The organism is Bacillus sp. FDAARGOS_1420, assembly GCF_019344915.1.
Taxonomy (GTDB): domain Bacteria; phylum Bacillota; class Bacilli; order Bacillales; family Bacillaceae_G; genus Bacillus_A; species Bacillus_A mycoides.
In genome coordinates, this window is record NZ_JAHWJB010000005.1 from 206,041 (window position 1) to 219,140 (window position 13,100).

Annotated in this window: 10 protein-coding genes and 2 pseudogenes; 10 read left to right on the top strand and 2 right to left on the bottom strand. The window is 35.1% G+C overall.

The annotated features are described in order from the left end of the window. Nucleotides 1-5 precede the first annotated feature (5 nt). From I6L50_RS33440 to I6L50_RS33465, 6 genes are all read left to right on the top strand, one after another. The gene (locus tag I6L50_RS33440; protein WP_219304269.1) at nt 6-302 is read left to right on the top strand and encodes a hypothetical protein; all 297 of its coding nucleotides are present in this window, start codon (nt 6-8) and stop codon (nt 300-302) included. Beyond that, on the top strand, nt 283-3,963 hold the full coding sequence (locus tag I6L50_RS33445; protein WP_219304271.1) for a nitrate reductase subunit alpha: 3,681 nt from the start codon (nt 283-285) through the stop codon (nt 3,961-3,963). The genes I6L50_RS33440 and I6L50_RS33445 overlap by 20 nt, the downstream gene beginning before the upstream one ends. Next, nucleotides 3,953-5,455: a nitrate reductase subunit beta gene (narH, locus tag I6L50_RS33450; RefSeq protein WP_219304273.1), complete on the top strand. Its 1,503-nt coding sequence runs from the start codon at nt 3,953-3,955 to the stop codon at nt 5,453-5,455. Before I6L50_RS33445 ends, narH begins: the two co-directional genes overlap by 11 nt. Beyond that, nucleotides 5,452-6,054 (top strand): nitrate reductase molybdenum cofactor assembly chaperone, encoded by a 603-nt coding sequence (narJ, locus tag I6L50_RS33455; RefSeq protein WP_219304275.1) that lies wholly within the window; start codon nt 5,452-5,454, stop codon nt 6,052-6,054. The genes narH and narJ overlap by 4 nt, the downstream gene beginning before the upstream one ends. Nucleotides 6,055-6,248: 194 nt before the next feature. After that, on the top strand, nt 6,249-6,959 hold the full coding sequence (gene narI / locus I6L50_RS33460) for a respiratory nitrate reductase subunit gamma (protein WP_219304277.1): 711 nt from the start codon (nt 6,249-6,251) through the stop codon (nt 6,957-6,959). Nucleotides 6,960-7,628: 669 nt separating this feature from the next. Continuing rightward, complete coding sequence (locus tag I6L50_RS33465) at nt 7,629-7,790, top strand: Spo0E family sporulation regulatory protein-aspartic acid phosphatase (RefSeq protein ID WP_219304279.1); 162 nt, start codon at nt 7,629-7,631, stop codon at nt 7,788-7,790. 124 nt (nt 7,791-7,914) lie between these two features. Here the strand turns inward: I6L50_RS33465 and I6L50_RS36075 are convergent. After that, nucleotides 7,915-8,007, bottom strand: a pseudogene (locus I6L50_RS36075) (IS6 family transposase); the annotation flags it as partial. A gap of 303 nt (nt 8,008-8,310) precedes the next feature. Next, the gene (locus I6L50_RS33470) at nt 8,311-8,715 is read right to left on the bottom strand and encodes a YobA family protein (RefSeq protein WP_219304281.1); all 405 of its coding nucleotides are present in this window, start codon (nt 8,713-8,715) and stop codon (nt 8,311-8,313) included. 192 nt (nt 8,716-8,907) lie between these two features. Here I6L50_RS33470 and I6L50_RS35425 point away from each other — a divergent pair. From I6L50_RS35425 to I6L50_RS33485, 4 genes and pseudogenes are all read left to right on the top strand, one after another. Further along, nucleotides 8,908-9,223, top strand: a pseudogene (locus I6L50_RS35425) (DDE-type integrase/transposase/recombinase); the annotation flags it as partial. Between the two features lie 600 nt (nt 9,224-9,823). Beyond that, the gene (locus I6L50_RS33475) at nt 9,824-10,195 is read left to right on the top strand and encodes a MerR family transcriptional regulator (RefSeq protein ID WP_219304283.1); all 372 of its coding nucleotides are present in this window, start codon (nt 9,824-9,826) and stop codon (nt 10,193-10,195) included. Nucleotides 10,196-11,368: 1,173 nt separating this feature from the next. Beyond that, nucleotides 11,369-12,217 carry a HesA/MoeB/ThiF family protein gene (locus tag I6L50_RS33480; protein WP_219304285.1) on the top strand — a complete coding sequence of 283 codons (849 nt, stop codon included), beginning with the start codon at nt 11,369-11,371 and terminating at the stop codon, nt 12,215-12,217. Then, a complete protein-coding gene (locus I6L50_RS33485; RefSeq protein WP_374108452.1) occupies nt 12,204-13,097 on the top strand; it encodes a HesA/MoeB/ThiF family protein in 894 nt (297 codons plus the stop codon). The genes I6L50_RS33480 and I6L50_RS33485 overlap by 14 nt, the downstream gene beginning before the upstream one ends. Nucleotides 13,098-13,100: the final 3 nt, after the last annotated feature.

Genomic DNA, 13,100 nt, shown 5'->3' on the forward strand with positions numbered 1-13,100 from the left:
AATCAATGTTTTCATTTGAAGCGGATGCGATGTTGATTGATGACCGTGAGGATTTGATTGCTGTGTTACGTATGAGATTTGGAGAGATATCCGGAGAAATTATAGAAAAAATTTATGATATCAATGATATGAATTCCTTACAGCGTCTTATTTTAGCTGCTGCAAATGCTATGAATTGGAATGTGTTTCTAGAAGAATTGCAAGCTGGTAAAGACTCATTTCGACTTTTGGGAGAAGATTTTAATCCAATGGGTGATAACCTGAAAGGAAAGGGACACATAGATGAAAAAGAAGAAAAATAACTTTCTACAATCACTTAAGCATTTAAAGCGTGGTAATCGAATTAATGACGGTTGGACAGAAGAAAGTCCTCGTCCACGTGAGTGGGAAGACGTATACCGTAGACGATGGCAGCATGATAAAGTAGTGCGTTCAACACATGGCGTAAATTGTACGGGATCTTGTAGCTGGAAAATTCATGTGAAAGACGGGATTATCGCATGGGAAACTCAACAAACTGATTATCCGTCAACAGGCGATGATTTCCCTGATTATGAGCCGAGAGGATGTCCTCGTGGTGCGAGCTTTTCATGGTATACATATAGCCCAACTCGTGTGAAATATCCTTATGTACGCGGAGATCTTTATACATTATGGAAAAATGAATTAGCACATACGGATAATCCAATTCAAGCCTGGGAAAATATTGTCTCCAATCCTAAAAAGCGTGAACAATATGTTAAAGCACGAGGAAAAGGTGGATTTGTCCGCGGATCTTGGAAAGATCTTTGTGAAATGATCGCCGCTTCTACTATTTACACAATCAAAAAATATGGTCCTGATCGAATTGTTGGTTTTAGTCCAATACCAGCTATGTCAATGGTTAGCTATGCTGGTGGTACGAGATTTCTTTCATTAATCGGAGGTACAATCCTCAGTTTCTATGATTGGTATGCTGATTTACCTCCCGCTTCCCCGCAAGTATGGGGAGATCAAACGGATGTCCCTGAAAGCGGTGATTGGTATAACTCCAAGTATTTCATTATATGGGGAACGAATATTCCACAAACTAGGACACCAGATGCACACTTTATGGTTGAATCAAGATACAACGGAACGAAAGTAGTAGGGGTTAGTCCGGACTACGCAGAATATGAAAAGTTTGCTGATATATGGCTACCAGCAAAGGCAGGAACTGATGGTGCACTTGCAATGGCCATGACACATGTCATATTAAAAGAATTTTATGTTGATAACGAAACACCTTATTTTATAAATTATGCAAAGCAATATACTGATTTACCTTATTTAGTCATATTGAATAAAAAAAATGATAGTTATCGTTCAGATCGTTTCTTGAGAGCATCTGATTTTTCTAATCAACATGAATTGGGTGAGTGGAAAACAGTTGTGTGGGATGATAATACGAATGGTTTTTCTGTTCCGAATGGCAGTCAAGGCTCACGTTGGGATAAAGGTAACAAATGGAATCTTGATTTAAAGAATGAAGATGGAATTGAAATTAATCCAAAACTAAGTTTTCTTAACGAAGCTGAGGAAATTGCTATGGTAGAATTTCCTCATTTTGCAGAAAAAGAGGGTGGAATTGTTGAACGTGGTGTTCCAGTTAAACATATAAAGGATAAATATGGTAACGATTTAACAATTACGACTGTTTATGATTTGATGCTAGCACATACTGGTATCAATAGAGGATTAAAGGGCGATTATCCTTCAGATTATAATGATTCAAATAAACCTTACACACCCGCTTGGCAGGAAAGCATAACAGGTGTGAATAAATCTCATGTTATCCAAGTTGCCAGAGAATTTGCTGATAATTCTGCCCGTACGAATGGTAAATCAATGATTGCTATGGGTGGTGGCACGAACCATTGGTTTCATAGTGATCAAATTTATCGCGCCATTTTAAATCTCGTTTTACTAACCGGTTCTCAGGGTGTAAATGGTGGAGGCTGGGCTCATTATGTTGGACAAGAAAAGGTACGCCCTTTAGAAGGCTTCTCTCAAATTGCATTTGCGAATGATTGGGTAAAATCTCCACGCTTTATGAATGGCACATCGTTTTTTTATTTTGTTACGGAGCAATTCCGCTATGAATATGAGAAAAACGAGGAAGAAACAGAGTGGGGAAGTAAATACACGAATAAACACCCTGCTGACTTTAATGTCCTATCTGCACGTTTAGGTTGGTTACCAAGCTTTCCACAGTTTTCACAAAATTCATTAGACGTCATGAAAGACGCTCGTGCACGTAATAGTAATGACAACGAACTTATAAAAGATATAGCAAAACAGCTTACAGATGGAACTTTAGATTGGGCTATTGAAAATCCAAATGATCCACGGAATTTTCCACGCATCTTTTTTAACTGGCGTTCAAACCTTTTAGGAGACAGTGGAAAAGGTCATGAGTACTTTGTGAAGCATTTAATTGGTTCCGATGATTCGGTGCTTTCAGATGTGGAACTGTCGTGGCAACCTGAGGATGTCAATATTACTGAAAAACCACCTGAAGGCAAAACAGACTTATTTGTTTGTATGGATTTTCGTATGACTGGTTCCGGTCTTTTCTCAGATATTATCCTACCCGCAGCTACCTGGTATGAAAAATATGATATTAGTAGTACTGATTTACACCCGTTTGTTCACCCATTCAATGCAGCTATTTCCCCCCCGTGGGATACAAAAAGTGATTGGGACTGCTTCCGAGAAATTGCCAAATACTTTTCTGAACTTGCAAAAGAGCATCTTCCTGCACAGGAAGACCTTGTTATGTCACCACTCGCACACGATACGATTAATGAAATTGCACAGCCCTTTGGAAAAGTCAAAGATTGGCGAAAAGGGGAAGTGGATGGAATTCCAGGTAAAACGATGCCAAACTTCAATATCATAAAACGTGATTATCCAAATCTATTTGATATGTGGACAACTGTTGGACCGAATATCAAAAGCGGTTATGGAACGAAGGGGGTTCGAATACCAGGAGAGAAAGTCTACAAAGAATTACTTGACCGTCTGGGAATATCGAGGCGTGAAGGGATTGGAAAAGGTAAGCCGGATTTGCATTCAGACAAACAAGCAATTAATGCGATTCTTCTCATGTCTGGCGCAACAAATGGTAAACGTGCTGTTGAGGGATGGAAATCAATGGAGGAAAAGACAGGAAAGTCATTAGAACATATTTCCGCAGGACGGGAAGAAGAGGATTATACGTTGGATGCTTTAACAGTTCAACCGCGTCAGGCAATATCAACACCAGTTTGGAGTGGTTTGGAGAATGATAACCGCCGTTACTCTCCGTTTACGGTAAATAAAGAGTTTCATATACCATGGCATACACTAACAGGCAGACAAAGCTTTTATCTTGATCATGAAGTAATGTTAGATTTTGGCGAAGGACTTCCTTTATATCTACCACCTATTTCAAAGGGCCCTTTTATTAAAGGTGAAAAGGAAGTGAAAAATACCGAGAAATCACTAGTCCTTCGCTATTTGACCCCCCATCAAAAGTGGGGAATTCATACGATGTTTACTGATACAACTAACATGACGCAATTATTCCGAGGATGGCAGACTGTATGGCTTAACGAAAAGGATGCAGCGTCAGTTGGTATTAAGGATAATGATTGGATTGAAGTGTACAATCGTAATGGCGTTGTTGTTGCTAGAGCTGTCCTAACATACCGTATGCCTCAAGGTGCAGCTTATATGTATCATGCACAGGATCGAACGATGGGAGTACCAGGAAGTACGATTAATAAAAAACGTGGGGGGACACATAACAGTGTCACGAGAATTTATCCAAAGGCGACACACATGATTGGAGGGTATTCACAACTAAGTTATGGATTTAATTACTACGGACCAACTGGAAGTCAGAGGGACACGATGACAATTATCCGACCACTAAAGGAGGTCGATTGGCTTGAAAATTAAAGCGCAAGTTGCGATGGTTATGCACCTTGATAAATGTATTGGCTGTCATACTTGTTCTGTAACGTGTAAAAATACCTGGACAAATCGACCAGGTATGGAATACGTATGGTATAACAATGTCGAAACACGTCCAGGACCTGGTTACCCAAAAGAGTGGGAAAATACGAATCATTACAAAGGTGGTTGGATATTAAAAAATGGAAAGCTGCATTTAAAAGCAGGGGGACCTATTTCAAAATTGGCTAACATTTTTTACAATCCAAATATGGCCGAAATTACTGATTTTTATGAACCATGGACATATGATTTTGAGCATCTTCATCAAAGTCCAAAGAAAGAGATCTTGCCTGTTGCCCGTCCCAAATCACTAATTACTGGTAAATATATTGATAAACCAGAATGGGGGCCAAATTGGGATGATGATCTTGCGGGTGGTAGCGCAATTGTCCCGATGGATCCAAATGTAAAAAAGCTTCAGGAACATATTTCGATGGAATATGAAAAAACATTTATGATGTATTTGCCAAGAATTTGTGAACATTGTCTCAATCCATCTTGCGTGGCATCCTGTCCTACAGGAGCTTTGTATAAAAGAGAGGAGGACGGCATTGTTCTTGTTGACCAAGATTCATGTCGTGGCTGGCGTTTTTGTATGAATGGGTGTCCTTACCATAAGGTATATTATAATTGGAATACACATAAAGCCGAAAAATGTAATTTTTGTTATCCAAGAACTGAAGCAGGGCTACCCACAGTTTGTTCTGAAACATGCGTCGGCCGTATTCGTTATATCGGCGTTGTTTTATATGATACAGATAAGGTGAAAGACGCTGCGTCTGTTGAAAATCCCACAGACCTATATGAATCACAACTCTCAGTATTTTTAGACCCATTTGATCCTGAAGTTATTGAAAAAACAGAAGAAGCTGGTATCAATCAAAGCTGGATTGAAAGCGCGCAGCAATCTCCAGTATATAAAATGGCAATGAAGTGGAAAATTGCTTTGCCACTTCATCCGGAATATAGAACTTTACCAATGGTATGGTACGTACCGCCTCTAAGCCCGATTATGAATCATATTACAAATGAGAGTGAGCTCAGTGCAGATGGATATATTCCAACAGTTGATCAAATGAGGATTCCAATGGAGTATTTAGCTTCGTTGTTGTCGGCAGATGATACTGATGTAATTCGCAGAGTATTATTAAAAATGTCAGCTATGCGTGTTCATATGCGTTCACAAACAGTAGGTGGTATTGATGCGATGAAAAAAAGTAAGTTGTTAGAAGAAGCTGGTACTACAGTAGAGGAACTAGAAGATATGGCTAGATTACTTGCCGTTTCGAAATATAATGAACGTTTTGTTATTCCAACAGCAATGCGCGAAATGGATGAGGATCTACCTTATAAACAGGGATCATGTAGTATCGAGAGTTTAGCACCATCAGAAGGAATGACAACTTATCCATTTGAAAGAGGTGAAAATCAATGACGAATGAAGTATCAGCCATTCTAGTTATAATGTCTAGAGTTTTTGACTATCCGGATAAGACCTTTTATGAGAAATATTCAAGTATCGAAGAGTACCTGAAAAATCAGGTTTCAATATTGGAAGTACAAAAACAAATTCTCAGGAGACTAAAACCTCTTTTTAAAATGCCGTTTAAAGATCTTCAGGAACTTTACGTTGAAACGTTTGATTACCAAGAAAAAACCAGTCTTTATTTAACTTCCCACGAATTAGGAGACAGCCGTAAACGTGGTGCTGCACTAATTAAATTACAGAAAATGATTTGTGAAGCTGGATACGAAAATGTTGGTAAAGAGTTAGCTGACTATATTCCGATGCTATTAGAGCTTTTAGCGGTAGCACCAGAGAGTGAAAATATTATTCGGCTTAAGAGCCGATTATCTTACGCAATTTATCGAATCATAAACCATCTTCCTAGTAGCAATCCATATCATAAAGTGATGGAGATTTTGATGGAGTTTGTCTTCGAGGTACCAAAATTAGAAGAGATTACTTTGTTAGAAAATCAGCGCGAAGAAGCCGATTTGGAACCGTTACCGTATCCTATGATATATCAATAAGATGTAATTTTTATCAGTGGGGAATTCTTCATCCTCGTTGATAATCAGCCTTCAATAATTGAATTTTTGCGGGCAGTTATTCCTTACCTCTCTTCTCTTTTTCGCTCTAACTCTTGATATGGGAGCCTTACGGCCCGTAAATAGCGCGATAAAATGAACGAAAGTAAGTTTATGATTTACTAAGGAGGTCAGATATGGAAGAGAACTTTTGGTGGGTTATTTTCCCTTATATTTCAGGCACAATTCTTGTATTAGGTTCTATTTATCGTTTTGTATTTCGAAGGATGTCCTGGTATGCACCATCAACAGAAATTTTTGAAAAAAAGTGGTTAAGGTTCGGTTCAGTCAGTTTCCACTTTGGAATTTTTTTTGCTTTGGTTGGACATGTAATGGGAGTCTTAATTCCGAAAGGTGTATATGATGCATTAGGCGTTGCAGATCATAAATATCATTTTTTTGCCATTATAGGTGGTGGATTTGCTGGACTTATGGTTTTATTTGGCTTGTTTGTTATGATAATTCGTAAAATAGCATTTTCAAAAGTCCGTGTACATACAACATCCGGAGACTATTTTGTGATTGTAATGTTAATAATTATTGCTGGATTAGGAACATATATGACACTAATTTATAACACAACTGTTGTAGCTTATGAATATCGTACATCAATCGGTCCATGGTTCAGAAGTTTATTTACACTTCACCCTCGGTACGATTTAATGTTAACGGTACCATTAATTTTTAAAATCCATGTTATTCTTTCTTTTTTCTTGTTTATGATCATTCCTTTTACACAACTGATACATATGTTCAGTTTTCCCGGACGCTATCCAGCAAGAGCACCCCAGCAATATCGATCTCGTAATGAATATAAAAAAGCTAATAATAAAAATTCTATAAAATAGTATGAATTTGTAAGGTGAAAAAATATAGGTTCTAGTGCAAATAAAGGATATATTCTAATGATCAATGAAGACTTCTATTGAAATCGTTCTTTATAGTGTTAATCCAAATTATTGAGGTATGCATTTTTTTGATTTTGAATAGACTGATTCAGTAAATCACTCTGTTCTTTTTTAATCATATGCACACGGTTACTATATATGTGCTCATCAAGTTGAGAATATTCAACACCAAAAACGTCCCCCTTTCTAAATAAGCCAAATTATTAGAAGTGATAACGTTTTTTATATTTTGGGCTCTTAAGTCAATGAGCATGTATGATAATCACTATTAGCTTCATGTTTGAATGCAATAAACAAAAGATATATAATTAAGCAAGTCTTTTTCCTCAATGGAAAAACACAAATCTCAAACGATATTAGGGCTTTAAAGAACAAACAAATTAATTTTAAAAACAGAAATCCTAATATTAATCAAATAAGATCAGCAATAGTTTATTACAAATATAATTTAATTGGTAAATAACACGAATTTCACTATAAAAGAGTTTGACTAATTTAAAGTTTGCAACTAAGAATATAAATTGCTGGTATATAATCAATAGAACTAATGCATTGATTACATTAATCTTATTAACTATTAGCCAGAAAACTTAGGAGTGAATATCAACTATGCTTACTTATCAAAAGTTAGATCAAATTATACAAAAACAACAAGAATTAATATTACTTGTAAAACAATATGGTTTAACACATGAAAAGGTTCTTGATATTAGTAATGAAGTAGACTCTTTAGTATATGAAATGTTAAAGATAGATGAAAATAAAGACTAAACGTAGCATATGAATTTTTCAGAGGGAGTATATAGTGGATTGGTAACTTTGATCCTGCTGCAAATTTGAAAAAAGCATAACAAGATTGGTAAATGAGCGACAATGTTTAGGCAGTAGCGAGTAATTAATTAAGTTCATTGTACGTTGAAAAGATGAAATCTCTTTGAAGGTTTCATCTCTGTTTATATGTATCCTGAATTGTTTCAATTCCTTTGATGTTACAGTCTCCGGTACTTGTCTTGTTATAAATTTTTTAATGTAAAAAAATCTGGGTATAGCGTACGTACGCTATTTATCATAAGTGTGAGATATGTTTCAAGAGGAGAGTTTTTATTTAAGACAGTGGATTACAGCTCTACAGAAACGAAATCTCAACATGTAAAAGAGTTTAATGAAGTGGGCATTGTACTAGATAGTCATACTCGGTATATGTTCAGTGGTAGAAGCGTGGATATAACATAAAAAAGGCTTAGCTTCTATTAGGAGAGCTAAGCCTTTTATTAATTAACAGACTAATATATTATACATCGATTTTTTCAATAGTAGGCATAATAGCGATTGGTGGAATCGAGAATGTCCATCCCGCTGAAAATACATTTAATTTATCGCCCACTAAATAATTATCACTATTAGAGGTAGGAACTCTTAAAATTTTATTTTGAGTAACTAATTCCCACCAATCATTTTGATAAGAAAGAGCTTCTTCCTTTGTAGCAGTATTAGCAATAATTAAATAATTATCGTCTGTCGCAATCACGTATCCGGTGAAAGGAACTTGTACTCGCACTTGTTCTTTCTTAACGGAAGTAGTTTTCGTAGAATTGTCGTTTAAATCTGCAAAAGCAGGTGCGGAACTAAAAGTAAATCCGCATCCTAATGTTAGAGCAGTTGCCACAGTAATTAGTTTTTGTTTTGTTGTAAACATAATAAATATCCCCTTTGTAATTTATTTATTCTGTACATAACATATTCTAGGGAATAAAACCTTTAGTGTCTACATGTTGTAGATTGATAAATACTTTCCGGAAAATTCCTTTAAATCTAATGTATATAAATAATAATTTGAACTGTACAACGAGTAAGATAATGAAAAATCAAGATAGATAAAAGCAGGAAATATCCTACAACCATCATGCGGTAGGTTCATGAATATTACAATTTGATTTATCAAATTTGAAAGAGGGAAAATAAGCATGTACATATATCTTGGAAATTAGATGAAACGGATATCAACGTTAAGAGAGATTGGTGTTACCTGTAGAGCGCACTTTGGATATCCAACTTCGAAAAAGGCGAAATCATCAGGATGCTTGTGATTTTATGAAAAGACTTGTAAAACGTTTGGAGAACCAATGGTTCTCACAACAGACAAAGTTCCAGCGTTACTTTGCGCATTTAACAAATTAAAAGAATACGGTTTTCTCAAAAATACCATCAAATTTGAAAAACATTCACAATGTAGTAACACGACAAATCGTATTCTTTGATGAAATAAACATGATTAGTTATAATAAATTTGAGAAAAAGTTATTTGAATAGTGAGAAAAATATTTTATTGATTTTTATTTCATCGTTTTCATAAAGGAGGGAAAGCAGAATATTTCGTTTATTATAGCGGTCTGGTTTTAGAATGGTATAATCTCACATAAAGAATTTCAAATATAGAATAGTGCTATTTTAACATGTATGAGTTACATTCCGTGTTGGTCCTAATTGAGCAAAGGTAGGATTAGGTTAATTCTTAAAAAACGTTCAAAATATGATAACCATATGCAGAATGATACCTAATACGTGTTACTTTGAGGAATATATCACCATGGAATAGTATACGTATTCATACAATGATGAGAAAAACACGTTGAAGAGGCGATAATTGATAACGCTTGTACTCTCTTGATACATGCGAAAAATTATAGAATAAAGACAACCATACGGTGTACTTTTAAATGTCTGAATTATCTTATCGAATAGCAACATAGGGACGCATTCGTTTTATTCTATAAAAAAGATGTTGAGATAGGAGCGTCAACATAATGTATACAATTAGAGATATAAGTGTGAAAACAGGTCTTTCTAAAGCGACCTTACGTTATTATGAAAAAGAAGGGCTACTCCCTTTCGTGAAGCGCGATTGTCATGGAAGTCGCCTCTATAATGATGAAAATGTGGAATGGATAAAGTATATCTTAGTATTACGTTCAATAGGTATGTCAATTATCCAAATTAAGAAATATGTAGAATTATATCAGCAAGGAAATCATACAATTCATGAACGCAAACAACTCATATTAAGTCATAAAAAGCATGTAGAAGATGAAATAATGGAAAGATACAGCTATTTTCAAAAGATTAATTATCAATTAATTCTATATGATGTATTGGAAACGCTAGTACAAAAACAATAGATGAACAATAAAAATTCCAGAAATCGCTCATCTCTATTTCTGGAATTTTTATTTCTATTTTATTATTTTAGCCAAGAAAACTCCTTCCTCAAGGAACGCGAAGTGAGTAGGTGGGAGATGAATTGCCTAAAATGATAAAGTGATACTCTTCTGTATTCTGGATATATGGTATCAACGATTTAGATGGTTAATTATACGAATTGTTGATTTTACAAACGAATAATTATGCAATAAAATCAGAAGAAGTATATTATATTGATAAAATGTTATTTTTTGACAGGTTCGTATTTAAAGGATTTCGTCAATCATGAAAGATAAAATGGATATTTATATTTAAAAATTATGCGATATATATACGCAAATTAATTGTTTCCCTCATACGCATATCTCCGTCTCAAAAAATTGTATAAAGCCACCCAAACTACTAGTGAGTATATTTCCCCTATGCTGTGCAATAATATGTTTTTCTTTTAAGTTATCGATGTAATCATAGACCATCTTTTTAAATGTTCGTGTAAATTAGCCAATTGGATTTTTCATCAAAGTGCTGTTATGCTCGTATTCATGCCTATTTTTACGTAAAATAGCTGAAGTGGTCTCAAGAATAATATTAAATATATCTTTATCTGCTAGTAAACTACACTTTTTAGCGATATTTATAGCATTTATGTATGTCTAAGACTATGCGTCAGTCCATCTTTTGTTGAAACTTGTTCTAAAAGTGGTCTCACCTGTTAATCCATTGCTTGTCTGGTCATTTTTTTCTTATGAGGGGGAAGTAAAAGGCTGTGCTATCAATAAAATGTCTACAAACATCCAGCTTCCCACCTTTACCTTCACGAATGGTAATAGTCCCTACACTACCCATTTTTCTATAATCCTCTATATGTCGATTGACAACCTCACTGATTCAGAGACTTGCTTATAACATTAAACGAATCCTAACCATATCTCTTTTTCGTTTCCCTTCATTTTTTAAACTTGTTCCGTAAACAATATCTACTATATTAGGTTTAAGAAAACTTCTGTTAACAAAAGATAAATAACTTAAAAATTTTAATTATTTTTACAAAAAACTCACAAAATTAACATATTTTAAATTTATTGTTATATGTGTTGATGATTTTATATGGACAGTTTTTTTATAAATATTACATCACAGGAGGTTTTTCAATGGATATGGATACTTATTATTGGGAAATGGTTAAAAAAAACATTGGTGTCTATTCAAAAGCTGAACAAGAATGTCTTAAGAATAAAAGAGTAATTATCTTTGGCCTAGGGGGCGTAGGAGGGTATGAAGCCATCCTTTTTTCTAGAATGGGGATTGGGCATATTACAGGCGTCGATCCAGATGAATTTGAAATATCAAATATAAACAGACAAATGTTAGCGCTTTCTAGTGTGATAGGAAAACCAAAAGCAAAAGTTGCTGAACAAGTTGTAAAAGATATTTATCCTTATATCTCAACAAACTTTATACAAACAAAAGTAGATGAAGACAACGTGGTGGAATTAATGAAGGAGCATGATATTGTAGTAGAAGCTGTGGATGATATGCCCTCTAGGTTCATTATACATAGAAAAGCTAGAGAATTAGGGATACCAAGTATAGGTATGTCAGGGAGTCCCCCTACAAGAGGTTTCGTTTCTACATTCTTTCCAACTGGGATTCCATATGAAAAGGCATTGAATATTTCTGTTGTAGGATCCATATTAACAGATTCAAAGTTAAGGCAGCAAATTACTGATATTAAGAAAAAAAGAGCATGGTATTCGGTTGATAAGGGAGCGCCTGAAGAGTGGGCAAAAGATTTTTGTGAGGGAAAAGTAGGTTGGATAATTACCCCTATGCGAGCACATCTTTTATCTTTATTTAGCTTTCATGAAGCGATACAAGTGTTAACTGGTCGTGAACCTTTGGCTAGAGCACCAAAGGGCATTGTTATAGATGTAGATAGTCTCACTCCTGTCCAGATAAAAGATGCACCAGAAAACGGTTGGGATTATGCAACATTATAGGGGGGAAGTAAAATTGTTTACTGAAAATTCAAATACGAAAAATATATATGAAGACAGCTTTACACGAAATATTGGTGTAATTTCTATAGAAGAACAGAAAAAATTAAAGAATGCTCGTGTAACTGTAGTTGGTGCTGGAGGAGTAGGGGGGATTACTCTTATTCAGTTGGCACGAATGGGCATAGGAAATCTACATGTAATTGATCAAGATGTTTTTGAAGCGAGTAATATTAATCGACAAATGCTTAGTTCTATAAGTAAGTTAGGGAAGCCAAAGGCACTTGTGGCTCTAGAAACCTTAAAAGACATTAATCCCTTACTACAGGTAAAAATAACACAAGAGTTTGTTACAGAAGATAACGCAAAAAATCTGTTAGCAAATACAGATATAATTATAGATGCAACTGATAATTTAGTAGCAAGGGTTATTATTCACCGTATGGCTCAGACTTTAGAGATTCCTTCTATTTGGATTGCCGTTACACCTCCCTTTAGAGGTGGAGTCATGTCATTAACTCCTGAATCTGTACCTTATGAAATTGCATTAGGGTATCCATCTTACCAGCAAGAACTAACACCTGAAATGCAAAATAGAATTCATAGTTTAAAAGATGGACGTGCTCTGTATTCTATCAAACATGGCGCAGATGAACAGTGGGCGAATAGCTATGTAAATAAAGATCGACCATGGGCTGTACTATCTCCTGTTGCAAACATTATAGGAATTTTAGCAAGCTTTGAAGCATTTAAGTTTATTGTAAATCGAGAAGATTTACAACCTATTATCAGTCCAAATCTTATACAGATTAACCTTTCACATCCAAATATGGTACAGGTATGCGAACCCGAAAACGGCAGTTGGGATTATACAATTTTATAGAAG